Annotated in this window: 13 protein-coding genes; 10 read left to right on the forward strand and 3 right to left on the reverse strand. The window is 49.6% G+C overall.

Annotated elements, in window-relative coordinates; genetic code table 11:
* Nucleotides 1-146 precede the first annotated feature (146 nt).
* The gene (locus AC4GL5_RS13695) at nt 147-989 is read right to left on the reverse strand and encodes a nuclease-related domain-containing protein (protein WP_490383354.1); all 843 of its coding nucleotides are present in this window, start codon (nt 987-989) and stop codon (nt 147-149) included.
* A 215-nt stretch (nt 990-1,204) separates the two neighbouring features.
* On the opposite strand from AC4GL5_RS13695, the gene parC reads away from it, so the two are divergent.
* Nucleotides 1,205-3,472 carry a DNA topoisomerase IV subunit A gene (gene parC / locus AC4GL5_RS13700; protein ID WP_490383355.1) on the forward strand — a complete coding sequence of 756 codons (2,268 nt, stop codon included), beginning with the start codon at nt 1,205-1,207 and terminating at the stop codon, nt 3,470-3,472.
* A 1,202-nt stretch (nt 3,473-4,674) separates the two neighbouring features.
* On the opposite strand, the gene fdxA is transcribed toward parC, so the two are convergent.
* On the reverse strand, nt 4,675-5,016 hold the full coding sequence (gene fdxA / locus AC4GL5_RS13705) for a ferredoxin FdxA (protein WP_490383356.1): 342 nt from the start codon (nt 5,014-5,016) through the stop codon (nt 4,675-4,677).
* A gap of 6 nt (nt 5,017-5,022) precedes the next feature.
* Nucleotides 5,023-7,566, reverse strand: coding sequence for a DNA mismatch repair protein MutS (mutS, locus tag AC4GL5_RS13710; RefSeq protein WP_490383373.1), 2,544 nt, complete (start codon nt 7,564-7,566; stop codon nt 5,023-5,025).
* Between the two features lie 262 nt (nt 7,567-7,828).
* Between mutS and AC4GL5_RS13715 the strand changes: the two genes are divergently transcribed.
* The 9 genes from AC4GL5_RS13715 (at nt 7,829) to AC4GL5_RS13755 (ending at nt 22,106) form a co-directional block, all read left to right on the forward strand.
* Entirely contained in the window at nt 7,829-9,112 is a 1,284-nt protein-coding gene (locus tag AC4GL5_RS13715) for a tyrosine-type recombinase/integrase (RefSeq protein WP_490383357.1), read from the forward strand.
* A gap of 56 nt (nt 9,113-9,168) precedes the next feature.
* On the forward strand, nt 9,169-10,839 hold the full coding sequence (locus AC4GL5_RS13720; RefSeq protein ID WP_490383358.1) for an ATP-binding protein: 1,671 nt from the start codon (nt 9,169-9,171) through the stop codon (nt 10,837-10,839).
* A 311-nt stretch (nt 10,840-11,150) separates the two neighbouring features.
* Nucleotides 11,151-13,637 carry a cation:proton antiporter gene (locus AC4GL5_RS13725; RefSeq protein WP_490383359.1) on the forward strand — a complete coding sequence of 829 codons (2,487 nt, stop codon included), beginning with the start codon at nt 11,151-11,153 and terminating at the stop codon, nt 13,635-13,637.
* A 307-nt stretch (nt 13,638-13,944) separates the two neighbouring features.
* On the forward strand, nt 13,945-14,628 hold the full coding sequence (locus tag AC4GL5_RS13730) for a response regulator transcription factor (protein ID WP_490383360.1): 684 nt from the start codon (nt 13,945-13,947) through the stop codon (nt 14,626-14,628).
* Nucleotides 14,612-15,883, forward strand: coding sequence for a sensor histidine kinase (locus AC4GL5_RS13735; protein WP_490383361.1), 1,272 nt, complete (start codon nt 14,612-14,614; stop codon nt 15,881-15,883). The genes AC4GL5_RS13730 and AC4GL5_RS13735 overlap by 17 nt, the downstream gene beginning before the upstream one ends.
* 82 nt (nt 15,884-15,965) lie before the next feature.
* Complete coding sequence (locus AC4GL5_RS13740; RefSeq protein WP_490383362.1) at nt 15,966-16,748, forward strand: MipA/OmpV family protein; 783 nt, start codon at nt 15,966-15,968, stop codon at nt 16,746-16,748.
* Nucleotides 16,738-17,925, forward strand: a complete 1,188-nt coding sequence (locus AC4GL5_RS13745) for an efflux RND transporter periplasmic adaptor subunit (RefSeq protein ID WP_490383363.1) — start codon at nt 16,738-16,740, stop codon at nt 17,923-17,925. Before AC4GL5_RS13740 ends, AC4GL5_RS13745 begins: the two co-directional genes overlap by 11 nt.
* Nucleotides 17,925-21,065 carry an efflux RND transporter permease subunit gene (locus AC4GL5_RS13750; protein ID WP_490383364.1) on the forward strand — a complete coding sequence of 1,047 codons (3,141 nt, stop codon included), beginning with the start codon at nt 17,925-17,927 and terminating at the stop codon, nt 21,063-21,065. Before AC4GL5_RS13745 ends, AC4GL5_RS13750 begins: the two co-directional genes overlap by 1 nt.
* Nucleotides 21,066-22,106: an alpha/beta hydrolase family protein gene (locus AC4GL5_RS13755; RefSeq protein ID WP_490383365.1), complete on the forward strand. Its 1,041-nt coding sequence runs from the start codon at nt 21,066-21,068 to the stop codon at nt 22,104-22,106.
* Nucleotides 22,107-22,361: the final 255 nt, after the last annotated feature.

The following is a 22,361-nucleotide window of genomic DNA, read 5'->3' on the forward strand; positions in this document are numbered from 1 at the left end:
ACATTTCTCCAGTTTAGGATAGAAAATGTGTCAACCTTATTCAGGACGGGACATAGATAAAAAAAGAGCCGGTCAGACAAATCTGACCGACTCTTTTTGTGTTGATTGTCTATCAGCAGAGTCTATCAGACAGTGCCGTGTCTTGCTTATTCTGATTCCTCCTGAGGGATTTCCTCAGGCTTCTTACGACTGGGTTTGATTGTCCGGCCCTTGATAACACCGGGGCCGCCACCTCGTTGCTTGGTCCGGACAATAACACGTTTGGCAACTTTGGTAGTCTGGTTAGGACCCGCCGTTGACTGGTCGGGTTGGGCTACCGGATAGCTGTCACGATCAATCTCATTGCCGATCAGGTAATCTGCACAGGCAAACATATCTGACGAGAAGAAGCGGAATACATCCATACCGCCAAACTGCTGATATACACGCTTTTTGTACGAGTTGAAGTGTCGGGTGATCGTTTGGGTCAGCTGCTCGGAAAATAGAATCGATGAGGAGTTGATACCATTACCCTGTAGCCCACATTTAGGTGCTTGAATAAACATCAATTCTATAGGCAAGCCGTCGAAGCTCTTCTGAACACCATTGTGTTTACTCAGAATTGTCTCAACATGTTTAACCAAATCATCCCGCAGTGCCTTGCTTGCATGTTTGTAGAGGTCAATGGGGTTTTCCATTGGTAGATCCCGGCCCTTAACACTACGCGACCATTCACCACGATAGTTTACCTCAATTTTCCCGTATAGCGTGCGGCTGTTGACTAGTGTAATACCGTAGGTGTGTAGCACAGCGTGGTCAATATTGACCTGGCGGTCGTAAACTTCGATCTGAAGATTGTTAATGACAATCATATCCGTACTGTCAGCAAAGGCTGTTTTTAACTTGTTAGCCACATCAGCACAGTTTTCTTCCGCACGGGAGTCACTTTCAGGGCGAAACTTATATTCGGTCAGGATCATTGTTATTGGCTCTGGTAAAAGATTACGCATGCATATATCTGACGGATTATAGTCAGAAAGTGAATCAACTGAGTAGATTTACTTTATCGGCAGCTTTAGAGCATTCTTAATCTCTGATTTGAGTGATGGATAACAGACTTAAATCTTTCCCACCCCTTGATATGAAACCTGTAAAGATAAACAGATGTTGGTTAGACTTGGGTGAAATTTTTTCCGTGTGAACAATCAATGGATTACCAAATCGGATGAGCGCACCAACTAACACTGTAGATCCCAGCTTCGATGGCGTTGAGCAGATCTCGCTCAAACAGTACACCGAGAAAGCCTATCTTGATTACTCAATGTACGTCATTCTTGACCGTGCGTTACCCCATATTGGCGACGGCCTTAAACCGGTACAACGCCGCATTATCTATGCGATGTCTGAGCTGGGACTGAAAGCCAGCGCCAAACATAAAAAATCTGCACGTACCGTTGGTGATGTTCTGGGTAAATTTCATCCCCACGGAGACAGTGCCTGTTACGAAGCCATGGTGCTCATGGCTCAGCCGTTTTCTTATCGCTATCCGCTGGTCGATGGCCAGGGCAACTGGGGTTCTCCGGATGACCCTAAATCCTTTGCCGCAATGCGGTATACCGAAGCTAAGCTTGCCAAATTTGCTGAACTTCTGCTTTCTGAATTAGGACAGGGGACTGCGGACTGGCTACCTAACTTTGATGGTACATTGAATGAGCCGGCAGTATTGCCAAGTCGTGTCCCTCATGTGCTGCTGAACGGCTCAACCGGTATTGCAGTGGGTATGGCAACGGATATTCCGCCCCATAACCTTAACGAAGTCGCTCAGGCCGCGATTCATCTGCTGAATAATCCTACCGCGGGTATTACTGATCTGATGCGGTTTGTGAAGGCACCGGATTATCCGACCGATGCGGAGATTATTACGCCTGAATCTGAGATTCGTAAAATGTACGAGTCTGGAAAGGGCAGTCTTAAAATGCGGGCGATCTACCAGATCGAGGATGGGGACGTGGTGATCACGGCGCTGCCGCATCAGGTTTCCGGAGCGAAGGTGCTGGAACAGATTGCCGCTCAGATGCAGGCGAAAAAACTGCCAATGGTGGTGGACCTGCGTGATGAATCGGATCACGAAAATCCGACTCGTCTGGTGATTGTGCCGCGTTCAAACCGTGTTGATACCGAAGCCATGATGGCGCACTTGTTTGCAACCACGGATTTGGAGAAAAGCTATCGCGTTAACCTGAATATGATCGGTACCGATGGTCGTCCTCAGGTTAAAGGTCTGGTTCAGATTCTGGGTGAGTGGCTTAACTTCCGTCGTGCTACGGTCAAGCGCCGTCTAGAGTATCGCCTTGAGAAGGTGAAAGATCGCCTTCACCTGTTGGAAGGTTTGCTGATTGCGTACCTGAATATCGACGAAGTGATCGATATTATCCGTACTCAGGATGAACCCAAGCAGGAGTTGATCAAGCGTTTTGGCCTGAGTGAACGTCAGGCAGAAGCGATTCTGGAATTGCGTTTGCGCCAGTTAGCAAAACTGGAAGAGATCAAAATCCGCGGTGAGCAGGATGAGCTGCAGGAAGAGCGAGAGAAACTGGAATATCTGCTCGGCTCGGAAAGCGCACTGAATCAACTGATCGAAGATGAACTGACGGAAGATGCTGATAAGTTTGGTGATCTGCGCCGTTCGCCTTTGGTACATCGTCAGGAAGCCAAAGCGCTTGATGAGACAGCATTGGTTAGTGCTGATCCGGTTACCATTGTACTATCCAAGCAAGGTTGGGTGCGTGCTGCCAAGGGCCATGATATTGACCCGGAAGGGCTGAGTTACAAGTCTGGTGATGATTTTCATCTGGCCTGTAAGGGCAAATCGAATCAGCAGGTTGTCTTTGTCGACAGTAGTGGCCGTAGTTACTCTTTACCGGCACATACATTGCCTTCGGCTCGTGGTCAGGGTGAGCCTTTGACCGGGCGTATTAATCCGCCATCCGGTGCAACTTTCCAGGGGCTGGTGATCGCTGATGAGAAGCGCTGCTTCCTGATGGCCAGTGATGCCGGCTACGGTTTTGTGGTGGATTCGGCAGATATGCTGGCCAGTAAAAAGGCGGGCAAGGCTCTGCTCACTGTGCCAAAAGGATGTGAAGTACTGCTACCTCAATCGGTTCCGGACGGAGATGATCTTCGTGTTGCTGTTGTTACAACGGAAGGCCGCTTGTTGGTATTTCGTCTGGATCAGTTGCCGGTGCTGGGTAAAGGCAAAGGCAATAAGATGATCGATATTCCATCGGCAAAATCGGCGGGCCGCGAAGAGTTTGTTCGTGATCTGTTAGTTATGGAAGCTGAAGATGCCTTGACCATCTATGCGGGCAAGCGTCACCTGAAGCTTAAGCCTTCTGATCTGGAGCATTACCTTGGAGAGCGTGGGCGACGTGGTAACAAGTTGCCAAGGGGCTTCCAGAAAGTTGATCGCATCGGTGTCAAAGATGATGACTGATCATTTACTTTAATACCGCTGGGCTGTTAAGCCATCTGAAAACCAGTGCCCAGGCGCTGGTTTTTCTTTGTCAGGGTATGGGCTGTATCCATTGATGGAAAAAACGACGATGCATCTTGTAAGAAATATCCTACAAAGCGAGTAGAGATTAGCACTAAAGAGCATAGATTTTGCACTCATGATCAGAGGGTAAAATCCAAACTATCTTTAAAAACAGCAGGTTATGTTTTTTAACGGTTAGCGTTGAGCGATTTCGAGCTCATAGGTGTTGTTTACCGCTCGCGGAAATTTGCTAAAGTTAGCTTGCAGTCACGGAGCGGCTGCAACCGGTAAGGAAACCGGCACCAAGGAAGTTAAGGAAGCAGGAATGGACCCGTGGCGAACAGGGATGCAGGAAGCAATCATAGTTCAGGAATGCCACAAGGATGACTTTGGATAAGTCAGCTATCAGGATGATGGCGCTGTCATGGAATTGACGGGATAGGGAAAAGGGCGGCCAGGCCGCCCTTCTCTTTTTCGGGTAAGTGATCCTTCCACCTTATGCCTCTTCTGTTTACTCAGCTTCTCATTACTTTTTATTTTAGCTTCTGACTCTTATTTTCAATCTACTCTGGTTCGTTCAAACCAGCCTGGCCCGTCCATCGCTTAGCTAATCTGGTTCTGATTGAGCACTTCGCATTCTTCTGTAGGCCCGCAAATAAACTACCTTTTCACCTGACATATTCTATAGGCATTTCTTCTTGCGCTAGCCGATATCGCATATATCTTCTCAGCTTGTAAGATATTTCCTACAAAGCTGGGAGATATTGGCACTACAGTGCAGGGTTTTAGGTAGTTCTAGCGGGAGATGAAATTTAATCTCTTTTAAAATCATAGAGTTATGATCCTATGGTTTTTACTGCAGCCAAGAGATTTTATTTTGTGTGGGTTTTCTCATTAAGGATATTTGCTAAAGTTACTTTGCGGTCAGGGAGTGGCGGCAAGCCAGTAAGGATACTGGTTAAAGGACATCAGGATCAGGAATGGAACACAGTGGCGAACAGGGATGCATGATGCAGTTACGTTCAGGAATGCCACAGGGATGACTTAGGATAAGTCAGCTATCACGGATCAGATAGCGCTGTCATGGAATCGATGGCAAAGGGACATAGGGCGGCTAGGCCGCCCTTCTCTTTTTCTACTCAGTTAATAAATATCTCAAGTTATTCAATGCCGTCCGGCAAACCTTCCAGTTTATCCAGCTTATTTTCTACACCGTCCCATTTTTCTGCTTCCGGTAACGGATCTTTGCGCTCTGTAAGATTTGGCCAATGCTCTGCCAGCATCTCATTCAGTTCTAAAAAATGCTGCATCTCGTTGGGCAACTCATCTTCAGAAAAAATCGCCTTCGCCGGACACTCAGGCTCACACAGGCCACAATCGATACACTCATCGGGATGAATCACCAGAAAGTTAGGCCCTTCGTAAAAGCAGTCCACCGGACAAACTTCAACGCAATCGGTATATTTACACTGAATACAGTTGTCAGTTACCACAAAGGCCATGTCGGCTTACCCTTTTGCTAACGCTTTCAGTTCATAGAGTAGCTCAAGAGCCTGACGAGGAGTCAGATCATCCGGGCTGATACTGTCCAGTTTTTCCCGTGCCGGGTCCGGCTCAGCAATCGCAAACAGGTCGTCCTGTACCGGCGTGTAGATGGTTTGTACCTGCCCGTTGCTTTGACTCTCTTGCTGCTCCAGTTGCACCAGTTTCTCTTTCGCCTGACCCACGACATCCTGTGGAATCCCCGCCAGTTTCGCAACCTGCAGACCATAGCTTTGGCTGGCCGGACCTTCCTGGACTTTATGCATAAAGATGATGTTGTCGTTATGCTCGGTGGCGTTCAGGTGCAGGTTTACGACGCCATCAAACTGTTCCGGCAGGGCGGTCAGTTCAAAGTAGTGGGTGGCAAACAGGGTGTAAGCCCGCAGCTTTTGCGCCAGATGCGCGGCACAGGCCCAGGCCAGAGACAGGCCATCAAAGGTGCTGGTGCCCCGGCCGATCTCATCCATCAGTACCAGAGAGCAGGGTGTTGCATTGTTCAGAATATTAGCGGTTTCGGTCATCTCCACCATAAAGGTCGAGCGTCCGCTGGCCAGATCATCAGAAGAACCGATACGGGTGAAGATACGGTCGATCGGGCCTATTTTGGTGCTTTCAGCCGGTACATAGCAGCCGGTATGAGCCAGCAGCACAATCAGGGCGATCTGGCGCATATAGGTCGATTTACCGCCCATGTTTGGACCGGTAATCACCGCCATACGCTCATCGTTACTGAAAGTCAGATCGTTGGGTACAAAGGGTTGATCAGAAACCTGCTCTACCACTGGGTGACGGCCACCTTCGATCAGTATGCCGTTATCCCGCATCAGGGTCGGGCGGGAGAAGTTCAGCGTCTCCGCGCGCTCAGCAAAGTTGTTCAGCGCATCCAGTTCCGACAGGGATACCGCCAGATTCTGCAGTCCCATCAGATTTTCGTTCAGTTGCTCGATCACCTGTTCGTACAGGGCTTTTTCCCGGGTCAGAGCGCGGGATTTACTGCTCAGTACCTTGTCTTCAAACTCTTTCAGTTCCGGCGTGATAAAACGCTCGGCATTTTTCAGGGTCTGGCGGCGGATATAGTGCGCCGGAGCCTGATCGGACTGAGCGCGGCTGATCTCGATGTAATAACCGTGTACCCGGTTATAACCCACTTTCAGTGTGGACAGGCCCGTGGTGGCCTTCTCCTGCTCTTCCAGACGGATCAGGAAATCACCGGCGTGTTCGCTCAGCTGGCGCAGTTCGTCCAGCTCGGCATCAAAACCTTCGGCGATGACACCGCCATCACGGATCACCACCGGCGGATTATCGATAATCGCCCGGGCCAGCAGATCGGCTTCTTTGGGGAAGTCGATAATCGTCTCACGCAGATGATCCAGCGCGGATTCGTCAATACTGCCCAAGAGTGCCGTCAGATCCGGCAATTCCTGCAGGGCATCGCGCAGGCGTGCCAGATCCCGGGGACGGGCACTGCGTAACGCGACACGAGCCAGAATACGTTCAATATCACCAATCGCCTTCAGGTGATCGTAAATACCCTGCCATTGGAAGCTGTCCTGAATCGCCTGCACACAGGACTGACGCAGATGCAGCTGATCGTGACAGCGGATCGGGCGGTTCAGCCAACGGCGCAGCTGGCGGCTGCCCATAGCGGTTGCTGTGTTATCCAGTACCGAAGCCAGGGTATTTTCCGTACCACCGCCCAGGTTGGTATCGATCTCCAGATTACGGCGGCTGGCGGCGTCGATCTGAATACACTCATCGCGGGATTCTTCCTGCAAAGCACGTACGTGGGGCAGCCCGGTACGTTGCGTGTCCTTAACGTATTCCAGCAGAGCACCGGCAGCACCAATCGCCACTTCCAACTGCTGACAACCGAAACCCGCCAGATCACGGGTTTCAAACTGACGGCACAGCTGAGTCGTCGCACTTTCGGTATCAAACTGCCAGGGCGGCACCAGACGAGCGCCTTTACGTTGGCTGATCTGAGGCTCAAACGCCTCACCTTCATCCAGCAGCAGCTCGGCAGGATCAAGGCGCTGAATCTCGGCTAATAACGCGGATTCGTCATTCAGCTCCTGCACCGTAAAACGGCCGCTGGTGACATCCAGCGCCGACAGGCCAAACAGCTCGCCGCGGCGGGTCAGGGCAACCAGCAGGTTGTCTTTGCGCTCGTCCAGAAGCGCTTCATCACTCACGGTACCCGGTGTCAGAACCCGAACCACTTTGCGCTCTACAGGGCCTTTGCTGGTAGCCGGATCACCGATCTGCTCCGCAATCGCCACCGACAGACCACCGCGAACCAGACGTGCCAGATAGTTCTCTGCCGCATGGAAAGGAATGCCCGCCATAGGAATCGGCTGACCACCGGACTTGCCCCGCGCCGTCAGCGTAATATCCAGCAGACTGGCGGCTTTTTTGGCGTCATCAAAAAACAGTTCGTAAAAATCCCCCATGCGATAAAAAACAAGCTCGTTCGGGTGATCTTTTTTGATGCTGAAGTACTGTTGCATCATTGGTGTATGCTGCTGCTGTTTTTCGTTGCTTTTCACGGGCTTGGCCTAGTTATATCGTTGATTCTGCTGGGTTTTTCTCATTTCTGTTGTCTCTTTGAGTGCCAGTAGGACTCTTTGAGAACCGTGAAAACCTACACTCTTGTGTAGTATTTTGTGTAGCATATAATGTCGTGTAACACTTTTTCGAAAAAACCTACACTAGCGAGGGCAAGTCGCTGGTGATGGCTAAGATCAGTTTTACGGCACTTTTTGAGGCAACAAAATGAGCGGTGCGCAGAATAACAAACCTCTAACAACCAAGGCAATTGAGCACCTGAAGCCAGACGGTTCGACACTGGCTGATATTGGTGAATACAGAGGCTTGAGGATCCGGAGTGGTAAAAGCGCAAAGACATTCTTTTACCGATATCGAAGTCCTATTACGGGCAAGTTAGTCCAGGTGAAAATTGGCAGCTTCCCTGCTGTAGGCTTGCATAGCGCCCGGAATCGCTTTTCGGAATTAAAGCAAATACGCGATTTAGGTCTATGCCCAGCCCAAGAGTTGAAGAAGATCGAAGAACAACAGCAGGCTGCTGTTTGTGATCAGTTCACCATCAAAGATATGGTCGACCTCTACTTAAAGGAATACATTGAAGATAAACGATTACCCAGCGGTAAGATTCAGAAGGGGGCTAGAAAGAGCAAAGGCCAAGCTGATGTTAGGCGGTCTTTGTATAAAGATCCCGTGGAAATTTTGGGAAACCGCCCAGCTATTAGCATTACTCGGAAAGATGTCGTCGATCTCATAAAGGTAATTGCAGAGGGTCGCCAAGCAGAAGTGCAGGCGGGTAATGTTCTTAGGGAGCTTACAGCGGCCTTTGACTTTGCAATTGGTCATGGCTCGTTACCGGAGGATTTCGTGAATCCAGCGATTCTTGCCAAGTCTGCTGTGAAACAGATGCGATTAAAGCTAACGCCGACGAGAGGTAACCGTGTGCTGGATGATCGGGAGCTGTCGCAATTGCTGCAGTGGCTTCCGGGCTCTGCTTTTACGCCAAATGTGAAAAATATCCTCCGACTTACGCTCTGGACGGGTTGCCGTACAGGTGAGGTGTGCACGACAGCATGGAAAGACTATGACCTTGATAGAGGAACGCTGCTTCTAAGGGAGACAAAGAACGGGGCTGATCGGTACGTGCAGCTTTCGACACAGGCCGTTGATTTTCTCAAAGGGCTCAAGCTGCAGACCGGGAATTATCCGTTTGAGTCCGCACGTCTGGGGCAGCCTGTGCAGCAGAAACAGCTCAGTATCAGCATGTACAACCTGCGTAACACAAACCGAATGATCGATCTTCCTGCATGGACACCCCATGACCTCAGGCGAACAGTACGTACAGGGCTCTCTCGTTTGGGCTGCCCAACTGATGTTGCTGAAGCGATCCTCGGGCACTCCAAGAAAGGTATCGAAGGCACATACAACTTACACCGCTATGAGGATGAGTGCCGTGAGTGGCTGCAGCGTTGGGCGGATCACTTGGATGGATTATTATCAGATAGCCATGCCTGAAAACAGACTTTCATTCTCTAAAGCACAAACTTTAATCACAGCGGATTTGAGACATTATGACTGATCCTTACCCGAAAATTCCGCAGGCTGAAACGTTAACCGTTGAGTTCAAAAGTGACCGAAAACGCCTGCCGGATGATGAGCTGGTTCAGGCCTTGGTCTGCATGGCTAATTCAGAAGGCGGCGAGCTTTGGCTTGGTGTTGAAGATGATGGCACACCAACCGGTTTGCATAAGGCACACATGAACCTGGTTGGGTTGCCCGGTTTAATTGCGGCCCGGACATCTCCGGCGCTGCAAATTATGGTTGAGCCTGTTCAGGTTAAAGGTCATACAGTAGCTCGCATTCTAGTGCCCAAGGCTACCCATTCTGAAATTGCCACGACTTCTGGTCAGTATTTACGTCGTCGGATTAAGCCAGATGGCACGCCTGAGTGTGTTGCCATGTTACCCCACGATCGTGATAGCCATGCTTCCAGAATTGGCATTTCCGATGCGACAGCACAGATTGTTCAGGGAGCCACCACTGCAGACTTCGATCCTCTTGAACGGGAACGCCTTCGCCAGTCCGTTGAATACTATGGCGGCGACAGAGTGCTTTTAGAGCTGGATGATGAACAGCTTGATGCCGCACTGGGTTTTACTGCGAGAACACCCAGCGGTGAACGGCAGCCGACGTTAACGGGTTTGTTGGTTATCGGTCGTGATGCCGCGTTACGGGATTTTATCCCAACGCATGAATTAGCTTTTCAGGTATTGGAGCAGGAGGATATCCGCTTTAATGAGTTTCGCCGCTTCCCTTTATTAAAAGCACTGGAATGGCTGGAGACAAATTTCCGCCCCTATAACCCTGAACGTGAAATTCAGGTAGGCCTGTTTCGTGTCCCTGTCCCCATGGTGGATATGGGGGCGTTCCGTGAGGCTGTTGCCAATGCACTGGTTCACCGTGATTATCATAAACTGGGCGCGGTGCATGTTCGTCTGGACGATCAGGGACTAACCATCAGTAACCCCGGCGGCTTGGTTGAAGGTGTGACTTTAGACAATCTGCTGAGCACTGAGCCAAGGCCGAGAAACCCACGTCTGGCTGATGTGATGAAGCGTATTGGTATTGTTGAGCGTTCTGGTCGGGGTGTGGATAAGATTTATCGGGGTATGCTGCGATTTGGTCGCCCTCAGCCTGATTACAACCGGACGGACTACAACAGCGTCGTTTTGCGCTTGGATACTGTAGAAGCTGACGAGGTGTTCTTGCGTCTGGTCGTTGAGCAGGAGAAGCAGAGAGGCAATTTGCCGGTGAACAGCTTGATCGTGCTGTCGGCATTAAAAGATCAAAAGCGCTTATCTGCAGAGGATTTGGCTGCTCTGATCCAGCAGGAGATTGGGCAAGCTAAACGCACTGTTGAATCCTTGGTTGAGGCGGGTTTAGTTGAGGCTCATGGTAAAACTCGTGGCAGAACCTACACGCTGTCAGCGGCGATGTATAAAGAGAAAGGTGACAAGATTGCGTATACCCGACAAGCGGGATTCAGTAAGTTGCAGAATGAACAGATGGTGCTGAGTCATGTGCAGCATCATGGCCGTATTCAGCGGCAGGAAGTGATGGAACTCTGTCATTTAGGGAAAGATCAGGCGAATAGGCTGCTAAAAAAGCTACGGGATAATGGTCAGCTTGAAATGCATGGCACCACTCGGAATGCTTATTACACCATTCCAACAGAGGATTGAATTAAGACATTGCGCGGTATTGCGCGGTATTGCGCGGTATTGCGCGGTTATCAAAATAGCGTTAGAAGTTAGGGGCTGTCTCCAGTCCCCAGCCGTTATTCGTAGTGAACGATACCTTCAACACCAATCAGGCTGTCAGATACGCTCGCCAGATCGTCAGTGGATAGCAATGCCAGCCCTGGGTTCACAATCTTGTTTCTCACATCATTGAGATTATTTCCAGGGCCAGTTCTGTTCGACAGAAAGAATGGATGGCGTATGATTTGTAGGTGTTTGTTGTCCGGCAGATAACCCACCCTGAGGCGTTTATATTGGAACCTGTATCTCCCGTTGTTGAATTGGTCGGCATTATATTTATCCTGCTTTTCATCGCGCTGGGTATTTACCAGATCTCGCGCCGTAGCGGGTTGCCCTTTACGGTATTGCTGGTGCTGATCGGTATCGGCATCAACTTTTTCAGCACCAGTGTTCCTGTTTTGGCAAAAGCGGAAGAGGTCTTCAGTATCTCTCCGGATCTTATTCTGTTTGTGTTTTTACCCGCGCTGATTTTTGAGTCCAGTTACGGCCTGAATGTAGGCCAGCTGCGCCATAACGCGGCGCATATTATGACGCTGGCGATTCCGGGGTTACTGCTGTCTACCGCGTTGATCGGAGTTATCGTCTGGCTGATTCTGGGCATTGATTTGGTTGCCGCTCTGCTGCTTGGCGCGATCTTAAGTGCTACAGATCCCGTTGCCGTGATTGCTCTGTTCCAGCGGATCAGTGCGCCCGGTCGTCTGTCGATACTGATCGAAGGTGAAAGCCTGTTTAATGATGCCACGGCATTGGTGTTGTCAAAGATTCTGATCGGTTTATTGGCGGCGGGCGTTTTTTCCGGCCAGACCCTGGCCGATGGCGTTGTTGATTTCTTCGTGCTTTGTTTCGGCGGACTCTTCTTTGGCATCGCGTTGGGATATCTCACCGGTCAACTGATTGGCTGGCTGGATTCAGACCCCATTATCGATATCGGTCTGACCAGTGTTCTGGCCTATTTGTCATTTCTGATTGCAGAAGAAATGCTGCATGTCAGTGGCATTATGGCAACACTGGGTGCAGGGCTGACAGTGGGCACTTGGGGGCGTCTGCGAATTGCTCATTCTGTCCGTGATCATCTCGAGCAGTTCTGGAGCATTCTGGCATTTGTCGCCAATTCGTTACTGTTTTTACTGCTGGGACTGCAGGTGGATCTGGCGGAGCTGGCATCGGTGTGGGATCTGGTGCTTTGGGTGGTTCTGGCGATGCTGGTTTCCCGTGCGCTGGTGGTCTTTGTGCTGGTGCCTCTGGCCAGCAGTGTATTCAGAACAGAACCGATTGGAGCGGGCTATCGCTTCATGATGTTCTGGGGCGGGCTGCGGGGGGCTATCGCCTTGGCTATCGTCCTGAGCTTGCCGGAATATCCGTTCAAAGATCTGTTTATTGCGCTGGTGACCGGAGCGGTACTGTTCACACTTCTGGTGCAGGGGTTGACCATTAAGCCTGTGATGCGCCTGCTGAAACTGGATCAGCCCTCTGTTGTTGATCAGCTGGAGAAGCTGGAGCGCAGAATGCTCACCCATCAGCGGGCTTTGCATCGTATGCCGGCGTTACAGAAGGGTGGTCTTTTTTCCAGCCGGGTAGCGCACCGGCTCAGTCTTCATAGCCGAAAAGCTATCGCTAAGTCGAAAGACGCGATTGATCAGCTACGTACTGAGAAACTGACCCAGGAGCAGGAGACCAACCTGCTTTTTCTGCGCGCCTTTGCTGAGGAAAAAGCCTTCTACAGCGATATGTATGATCGGGGTAATCTGAGCGAAACAGCCGTCCGGCATCTGCTGCTAACCCTTGAGCTGCAGAGCGACACCTTACGCTATGAAAATGGTTTTCATCGGATACATAACCATCGTCGTTTAGAGTATATCGAGCACTGGATCTTTCAGCTGCTGGGCAATAACCCCTTGCTTGGTGGCATGGTTGAACGGCTGCGCGTGGCGCATATTGCCCAATATTACGAGATGATCTGGGGGCATTATCAGGGAAGTCACCATGTGATTGACTCGTTGGAACGTATTGTCGGTCTTGAGGCGACGCCACCTGACATTGTGCAGCAGATTCTGCAGCAATACCGCGACTGGAATCGAATGGCGGAGGATAAACTGGACCATCTTAACCATGATTTTCCCGAAATAGCCCTGCTGACTCAGGAACGTCTTGGGCAGCGTATTGTTTTACTGGCAGGGCTGGAGACCGTTCGGGAGCACGCCCGCTTGGGGAGCATCCCCAAAGGTCAGGCGGAAGATATCGAGACCGATGTTGAGCGACGCCTAAACGCGTTGCGCAGTCAGTCGATCCAGAAGCTGAACGATGATCCGGTACTGCTGCTTAGTCGGGTTCCGCTGTTTGCGAATCTGCCCGCGGAACTGATCCGGGAGATTGCGGAAAAATGCGAGTTACTGACTCTGGAAAAACATGAATATCTGATCCGGCAGGGCGCGCACAACAACAGGCTCTTTCTGGTTAGTCGCGGTAATGTTCGGCTTGAATACCATGACAACGGAGAGATGCATCGTCTCAGTACTCTGATCGCCGGTGACTCTTTTGGTGAGTCGGCATTGCTGGACGAAGGAACCCCGGATCTTTCTGTGATTGCCCAGACTCCTTCCCGTTTGTACACACTGAGTCGTTCTGCTCTGGAACATCTGATGAAACAGAACGCTCAGCTTCGGGACTTAATCATGCAAAGTGATGCCCGGCAAAAGCAGTTGCATCAGCGTAAAGTCTAACTAACAGTCATTCAGGGATAAACTATTGAGACTGATTGTTAGTGAGACACAGCACGAGAAAACAGATACCCCAGCCGTCCAGAGAAAAGATGAGATAGCCAATCGATATTGGTTGGGGCGTTCATGAATACTACTGGCCTGCGACTCAGTATCAAACTGAGAGTCGAAGGTAATGCTTTTGGCTTATTCGTTTCAGCCATCCTTCCCATTAAAACATTTCTTGTAGGAAAACTGGTTTAACAATTTCTTAAGATACGAAAGACTAGGCTAGGAAAATCGTGAAAAGGTCAACTTGGGGCAAAAATATATGCGTGTGCTTATTATTGAAGATGATCGTGATCTGGCACTGGCGATATCGGAATACCTAGAGCTACATCATCTGGAGTGTGATTTTGCTTATACAGGTGAATCTGGCATTGAGCTCGCCATAACTCATCGCTTTGACTGCATCATACTCGACAATATGTTGCCCAGAACGCAAGGTGTTGAAGTCTGTAAGGCCCTGCGTAGCAAAGGGGTTGCAACTCCGATACTGATGCTGACAGCGTGTGATACCACCCAAGATCAGTTGGCTGGGTTTGATGCAGGTCTGGACGATTTTGTTGCCAAACCCTGTCCTATGCCAATACTTTTGGCCCGTTTACAAGCCTTATATCGACGCCATCTACCGGAGCGGGATCGTATAGACGTCGCGGATCTAGTGATCTATCCAAAAGAAAATCGCGCCATGCGCGCTAATAAAGTGTTAAAAATTCCGCCTACGAGCTGGAAAATGCTTCTGATACTGGCTCGACATTCGCCCGAAGTCGTCACAAAACAAACGTTAGCAGAGTCAATTTGGCCCGACGAAGATGTGGATGAAGGCACTTTGAATGTTCACCTGCATCAATTGCGCAAAATAGTCGATCGTCCTTTTGACAGCGCGCTTATTCAAACCCATGTTGGCATGGGCCTATCATTGCAGAGCGCGGAAAATGATCGAACCCCCTAAACAGAATCGGGCTGTAAGAAGTCTTGCTGCGCAGTCGCGACGCCAGCTGGTGTTGCTGGCGGTTGTTATCTTTGTTGGCTTAGTCTCTTTGGTCAGTGCGTTTAGCTTCTATCAGATTAATCAAGCCATGGAAAACTATACGCGCTTGGAAGCAAGCAAGCTTGAACAACGGATTTTGCAAGGCGACCAAGATCCTGTCTATGCCTCAAGCATCACAGCGTATCGCTCGTGGCAGAAGATACCCAAGCCCATTCAAATGCTGTTTAGCCAATCCGATGCAACGAAGGGCAGAATTTTAGACAGTGAACGAATGCTTTTATCAGGCGAGCGCGAATACGTTTACTTGATGTTCTCGGATACCTTACAAGAGGGTGGTGTTTTCGTTGTGGAAATCGAGGACGCCGAGACCATCGACACGCTGATACAGGCAACGTTTGAGCACACCTTGTGGGATGCCAGCTTTATCATAGGCCTCTTTATTGTTTTGTTTTTTCTCGCGATTGCATGGATTTTTCACAACGCTATCAAGCCACTTAAATATTTGGTGGAGTGGTCGAAGCAGATTAAGCGACAGCCAGAGGATAGCCGTGTCGCGCAATTTCCTATCAGTGAACTGAACGATATCGCGGAGCACTTGCTGGCAAGCCTGCAACAAGTGAAAGACTATAATGAGCGGGAACAGCAGTTTCTTAAACATGCCAGCCATGAGCTGCGCACACCTATAGCCATCGTGCAGGCGTCACTCGATACGCTTAGTCTGCGGACGCCGGAGGGGCATCCAAGCTATAAAGCGATCCAGCGCGCTAATCGAGCCAGTCATAACATGATACGGCTGACAGAAGCGTTACTCTGGTTGGGTCGACAATCCAGCCATATGCCTTCTAAGACAATCATCCATCCGGCTCTGGTTTGCTCTGAGCTGATTGAAGACATGCGCTACCTCATAGATGAGAAGCAGCTTCAGGTCCAGTTAGATGCGGATGCACATAGCCTTGCAATAGAGGAGCCTCTCTTTAGAATCGTGTTAGCGAACCTGATTCGAAACGCGTTTCAACACAGTGCGCAAGGGGTAATCCTTGTTAACATTACTGAGCGTTGTGTGACAATTACCAACCCTGTTGAGCCAGTGCCGGAACCTTCTGTGAGTAATTTTGGTCTCGGCTTACAGCTCGTTGAGCGTATCACCGCTAAACTAGCGTGGCAATTTGATGCTCAAATCGGTGATACCAAAGCTGTTGTGAGTGTACGCTGGTAAATTCGACAGCCAATCTTTAGATGATCTTAATACGGCACTCGCCATAATCCCTTCGACGCGTTGATAAAGCCTCGGAGGGCTTATGCAAACACACTATTCACTTTTTTCTCTGATGACATTAGTCATTGGGTCAACGACTACAGAGCTTAGCTTTGCCAATGACTCTCGGCAAACAATAGAGGAAGACACACATTACGAGCTTGCAATAGGTCTTTATACCAACGTATCTGAATCCGAATATGTTGGCGGGAAAGATTCTCTCGATGTCATGCCGTTGGTCGAATGGTCTTGGGAAAACTGGTTTTTACAAGATTACCGCCTAGGAAGTTACTTAGCGGGCGGTGATTCCTGGGTCATTTTCAGTTCATTGGGATTGGCGAGTTTTGGTTACTCAGAGCGTGGCGCTAGCGCAGTGCTTGCTGACGTTAAAGCGCCGGGAGATGTCTATACGGTAGTGCTGTCATCCTCTTTGTCAGGCCAGTGGGGGCATTTCGAGTATGCGATAGAACAGGACATCAGCAATCGTCACCATAGTCACTTTTTCCGCACGCGTTATGGCATTGACATACCGATGGATAGATGGACGCTAGAGCCTGTTATCCGCCTTTATTACCTTCCAGAAAAGCTCGTTAACTTTTACTACGGCGTGCCAGAAAAACGGGTGAAACCGGGCCGTTCAGTATACAAGCCCAAGGATGCTTATTTAGTCGATACTGGCGTCAACCTTAGCTACTGCTTAAAACCCGACCATGCTGTAAGTGTTGGTCTCATGCATCGCTTTTTTTCTTCAGAAATTCGCAACAGCCCTATAGTGAATGCTGGGCACAATGCAAGCTTGTCTGCGAGCTATCTGTATGCTTTCTAAATCACTTATCAAACGGCTATTGAGCAAGCGCTTTTTGATACTTTTGCTGGCGCTACTTGGACTTCTTGCCACACTCATTTTCGTAGAGGAATTAGACGATACGGTCGATGTTCAACGTACAGACCGAGTGACTATCTCTCCACCTGTCACGGTCGTCACCACACGGCCTGAAACCGTTAACATGATCGTCTCCGTCCAGTCTGAAGTAAGGCCACAATGGCAACTCGAACTCAAAACCGAGGTTGGTGGGAAAGTGAATCGCATCAGCGAAAAACTATTTTCTGGCGCTCGCTTGCAGGCTGGTGATGTACTGTTTGAAATTGATGCAACCCGTTATGTGGCAGAGCTTGCTGACGCTCGACATGCACTTCACCAACGTCAATTGGAACTCTTGCAGGCGCAATATCAGTCTCAGGTTGCCGCACAACAATTCAAGTCAATGGATCAAAAAGCGCCGAATGAACTGGCTTTGAACTTACCTCAAGTTGAAATCGCCAAGGCTGCTGTTAATTCCGCACAAGCGGCCGTCAAGGTAGCTCAACACAGACTTGAACAAACGCAGGTCCGAGCGCCTTTTAATGGGTACTTGCTCTCTCATCAATTGAGCCCAGAACAGATGATATTGGCGGGGGAGAGCGTAGCGACCATGCTTGGCGATGACACACTAAAGCTCAGTGTACGAGTCAATAGGTCTCAGTGGCAGCAACTGAACCATCCTCTAGCAGAGCAAAAAGTGACGTTGCATAGTCAATCGGGGGCTTATGTTGGCGATGCAATCGTCAAAGGTGCCGGTGGTTATTTGGACTCGGCGACTCGGCATTATCTCATTCATTTGACGACGCCCTCTAACCAAGTCAGTGCCATTCCGGGTGAGTACCTGCAAGTTCGATTTAAAGGCAAGGCGGTTAAAAGTGCGCTGACCATTCCCGCTTCTGCCATTACCCCAGAGGGTCGTTTTTGGTGGGTAGACGATAACAACCTACTAAACCGCAGTCCAGCTCTAGTCTTAGATCGTGTTGGCAGCTTTGTGGTGGTCGAGGCCGTCAACACTGACCAGGCGAGCTATGCCGTAGTGGTGACCCCTTTGAGCAGTTATCTACTCAAGCAAAAAGTGACGCCTATAGAAAATGATCATGCGCAAGCACAAGCACCTACTAAAAATGGAGCGACTTTATAATGCATTCACTGACTGCATGGTTTATACGAAATCCTGTCGCGGCCAATCTGTTGATGCTGTTCATTTTGTTCATGGGGCTGCTGACACTTAGCACTATGCGTATCGAGGGCTTTCCACGTATGGAGCCTGATACCATCACTATTAGCACGATCTTATCGAATGCATCGCCAGAGCGTGTTGACGCATTGGTGAGCCAAAAAATCGAAAGTGCGCTAGAAGGGTTAGAAGGGGTTCGCAGTGTATCAACCTTGTCAGTCGAGGGGTTATCTCGTGTGACTGTGCGCCGAGCAAGCGATCAAGAACTCGATAAACTTTTAGATAAAGTACGCCTACGCATGGAGAGTGGCATCGAGCTTCCGACTAAAGCCGAGCGTCCTATTATCGATGCCAACAGCGTCGACTTTCCGGCGCTCTATATCAACTTGTTTGGTGAGACGGATCGCAATACCCTAAATGCTTTGGCAAAGCGTCTAAAAGAGGCATTGTTGGCAGAGCCAGAACTGTCTCGTTTAAAGCTTTGGGGGTTGTATAAGCAAGAGTTACGCATCGAGGTGGATCGAGACAAGCTCTACGTTCTGAACTTGACGATTAGCGATCTTGTTGAGCGCGTTCGCGCGAACTCGTTGTTTTTCCAGGCAGGTAAACTCAGAACTCAGGCTGGGCAAATCTTTATCAAAACAGACAAACAAGCCAGGTATCTGCCCGATTATCAATCCATACCGATCATTGAGACCGCCAATGGCGATACGGTTTACCTTGGGGATATCGCCAAAATCTACGACGACTTTGAGGAAGGTGACTACCTTTTCAAATTCAATGGTGAGAACACCGCGGGTATGGAAGTATTGGTCGGCCATAAAGAGAATCTGCTACATGTGTCTGAGGTGGCAAATCGTGTCGTTGATGAATTCCGAACGCAATTACCTTCAGGCGTGGATATCTCAATTTGGGGCGACAGTGCGGGCTATATCGAAGACCGACTTACGTTATTAACCAACAACGGTACGCAAGGGTTGTTACTCGTACTCTTGATTCTCGCGCTGTTTTTAGATGTCAAACTCGCGTTTTGGGTCGCCATGGGTATTCCCATCTCAGTGATGGGGGCGGTTGCCGTGTCTGGTACGCAATGGGTCGATTATTCACTCAATGACATCACCACGTTTGGGTTTATTATTGCGCTGGGAATTCTAGTCGATGATGCGGTGGTGGTCGGCGAAAGTGTGTACGAACAGCGTCGGCTCCATAGTGATCCCATTATCGATACCGAACGAGGTGTCGCGAAAGTAGCTGTTGCGACCATTTTTGGTGTACTGACCACCGTAGCGGCCTTTTTCCCGATGCTGATGCTCGATAGTCCCTTGGGGAAAGTGTTTGCGGGATTCTCTGGCGTCGTTATTTTTGCCTTGTTGTTTTCACTGCTAGAGAGCAAATTCATTCTGCCTGCACACCTCGCCGCCATTACAATGGACCAACCTGCTAGATTTGCTTGGATGATGTATTGGCGTCGTGTGCAAAATGGTGCGCGAGACGCCTTGAACTCTTTTAGAGATCGACTTTACGCTCCTTTGCTTGCCCATGCCGTTCGCCACCGCTATACCGTTTTGATCGTTTTTATCAGTAGCGCGATATTAGCACTTGGCCTAACGGCGAAAGGGAAAGTCGCGACTGTTTTTTTTCCTGACGTACCGGGACAAATCATTACTATTTCCCTTGAGATGGACTCTCGATCACCTTTTGCGCTCACTCAAAAAAACATGGCGCGCATCCAAGAGGTGGGACAATCCGTCAATCGAGCATTACAAACTAAGTATCAGTTAGTTAAGCCACCCATTCAAACCAGTTTTCAGATCATTATGGGGGCGGATTCGGCTCAGCTGTATGCGGAGCTGACGCCCATCTCTGATCGAGGCCAGCTTAAAATGTCGGAGCTTATCCAGCAATGGCGGCAGGAGATAGGAGTCCTAGAAGGGGTGACGGAACTCGAGCTGAGTGGCGCAGAAGAAATCGGTGGTGGCTTTGCGATTAAACTCGCGAGCCAAGATGCAACAGTCTTAAAGAAAGCGAGTGCTCAGCTTAAACATTTCCTTGGCAATATTGATGGTGTATATCATCCAAGAGACTCTATGGCGATGGGCTTAGTCGAACTCGAAGTACGACCTACCGCTGCAGCGCAGAGATTGGGCTTCGACTTAGAAACTCTGGCGACACAAATCGGCTATGCCTATGGCGGAGCAGAGGTTTATAAGTTGCAACGTAATACCGATGAAATTTCAGTCGTTGTGACACTTGAAGCTGAGCAACGAGACAGTATTGATGACTTACTAAAAACAAAGGTTCGTAGCACGGATGGCCAGTGGCTTGAGCTCGCATCTGTGGCAGAGCTTGATATGGTCCTCAAACCAAATCAACTAAGGCGAGAAAACAATCGTCAGATTAATACGGTTTACGCCACCATAAATCGATCTGTGGTGGCACCAGAAGAAGTGGCTCAAGCCGTTATGGAAACAATGGCTCCCGATTTACAAGCGCAGTTTCCAGAGCTGGTTATTTCCTTAGGGGGTGAGCTAGAAGAAATGGGGACTATGCGTGCGGGGCTTAAGAACGCGCTGTGGATTGCACTCGTGCTTATCTATGTTCTGATGGCTGTCCCGCTCAAGTCTTACGGGTTGCCTTTTATTGTGCTCGCCATCATTCCGTTCGGCTTTGTTGGAGCGATTCTTGGACACCTGTATCTTGGTCTTGCTCTGTCGGTGCTGTCTTTATTTGGCATGCTCGCGCTGGCGGGCGTGGTGGTGAATGATAGTTTGGTCATGCTGACTCGATACAATGAGCTGGTTGAACAGGGAATGGCGCATCGCGATGCGATTCAAGCGGCAGCAACGAGCCGCTTTCAAGCGATTTTTTTGACGACCGCAACCACGGTGATTGGCTTGATTCCGTTATTATCTGAAACGTCTGAACAGGCTCAATATCTTAAACCGGCTGCCGCTTCGCTCGCATTCGGTGAACTATTTTCCACGCTACTGATGATGCTGCTTGTTCCCGTGCTCATTGCGATCACGCACGACCTTAAAAGCTGTTTTAGTTCAGGTAAACATTGCATCGTACGCAAAACATTGAACGACTCAGGAGAAGCTTAAATGAACACACTTAAAATAAAGAGGTGGTTCATTGTAATCACTTTGTTCTTCGCAATCGGCCTTGGCGTTGTGCAGTGTTCTGGCCTTGATGACTTTGATGTGAGCGATGAGGCTGTCCTGAATCTATCGTTTACGTCTCATCAGAATGTACTGGCAGGCTCTTTAATAGTGCCCAAGCATACCCGCACGCCACCGATTGCCATCATTGTTCATGGGGATGGCGCACAAACACGCTTTTCCGATGCCAGCTATTTGCCCATGGTGAACCGTTTATTAAAACAGGGGATTGGCGTGTTCAGTTGGGACAAGCCTGGTGTCGGCGAAAGCACTGGTGATTGGTTACAGCAATCCATGCAAGATCGAAGCGATGAGGTGATCGCAGCCTATAATAAGATACATGCCCTGCCGGCACTAAAAGGTAGTCCGATCGGCTTTATCGGATTTTCTCAGGCGGGCTGGGTGTTACCGATTGTCGCCAATGACATGACACCGGCGTTTACGGTAATCGTCGGGGGTGCCGTCAACTGGCGTCATCAAGGGGCGTACTTCACTAAGCGTCAGCTGGAAGCGCAAGGGCTGAGTTCCGAGCAAGTGGTGAAAAACGTGACGGACAATCTGACACAAAACGATGCGATCTTTGCCGCCTCGGAGACCCTGAATCCCAGCCTACGGCCCGACATGGATCCCAAGCGTTTTGCGTTTGTCGCGCGCAACTATAACAGTGATGCAACCCCTTATCTTGGCACGATGCAGGGGCCAGTGTTGGCCCTTTGGGGAGCAAACGATCAGAATGTGGACCCCGCCTATAACCATGCAATCTACCAAAACATGCTACAACCGAATAAAGAGCAAAGCGCCATCATCGTTCAACAGGCCACACACGGCTTACTCAAGGCAGCATGGTTTGATTACCAACTTCCGTCAGAATGGCCTTCTTGGAGCCAAGGGTTATTTATACTCATGGGGCATCATGCTTATGCTCCTAAGGCTTTGGATACGATAGGAGGGTGGATAAACAAAGTGGCTCAGGCAGAGAGCTAACTTTTGATGGTTATGGGGATTGAATTCGCTATTGGTAACCTTTTTGACTGCTGCGGCAGTCATTGCGCTACGTTTTTTCAAAAAGCTTCAATGAGTCAAATTGGCTTCAAAAGGAGCTCGTCGTACTTATCTGAATAGCTAAAAGTTAGCGTTGAGCCTTTATAGAGTGGTTGATTTTCTCTAAGCGCCTCTCGAATCTTTTATGGGATTGTTCTATACCTTAACTATGCCGAGGATAGATTTGCCCTTCGAGTA

This window comes from Oceanospirillum sp., from assembly GCF_982874595.1.

Bases quoted from the DNA above. Each gene is read 5' to 3' on its own strand.
- fdxA (WP_490383356.1), bottom strand. From the start codon at position 5,016: ATGGCCTTTGTGGTAACTGACAACTGTATTCAGTGTAAATATACCGAT.
- mutS (WP_490383373.1), bottom strand. From the start codon at position 7,566: ATGATGCAACAGTACTTCAGCATCAAAAAAGATCACCCGAACGAGCTT.
- AC4GL5_RS13750 (WP_490383364.1), top strand. From the start codon at position 17,925: ATGCATTCACTGACTGCATGGTTTATACGAAATCCTGTCGCGGCCAAT.
- AC4GL5_RS13730 (WP_490383360.1), top strand. From the start codon at position 13,945: ATGCGTGTGCTTATTATTGAAGATGATCGTGATCTGGCACTGGCGATA.
- AC4GL5_RS13755 (WP_490383365.1), top strand. From the start codon at position 21,066: ATGAACACACTTAAAATAAAGAGGTGGTTCATTGTAATCACTTTGTTC.
- AC4GL5_RS13735 (WP_490383361.1), top strand. From the start codon at position 14,612: ATGATCGAACCCCCTAAACAGAATCGGGCTGTAAGAAGTCTTGCTGCG.
- AC4GL5_RS13720 (WP_490383358.1), top strand. From the start codon at position 9,169: ATGACTGATCCTTACCCGAAAATTCCGCAGGCTGAAACGTTAACCGTT.
- parC (WP_490383355.1), top strand. From the start codon at position 1,205: ATGAGCGCACCAACTAACACTGTAGATCCCAGCTTCGATGGCGTTGAG.
- AC4GL5_RS13745 (WP_490383363.1), top strand. From the start codon at position 16,738: ATGCTTTCTAAATCACTTATCAAACGGCTATTGAGCAAGCGCTTTTTG.
- AC4GL5_RS13695 (WP_490383354.1), bottom strand. From the start codon at position 989: ATGCGTAATCTTTTACCAGAGCCAATAACAATGATCCTGACCGAATAT.
- AC4GL5_RS13740 (WP_490383362.1), top strand. From the start codon at position 15,966: ATGCAAACACACTATTCACTTTTTTCTCTGATGACATTAGTCATTGGG.
- AC4GL5_RS13715 (WP_490383357.1), top strand. From the start codon at position 7,829: ATGAGCGGTGCGCAGAATAACAAACCTCTAACAACCAAGGCAATTGAG.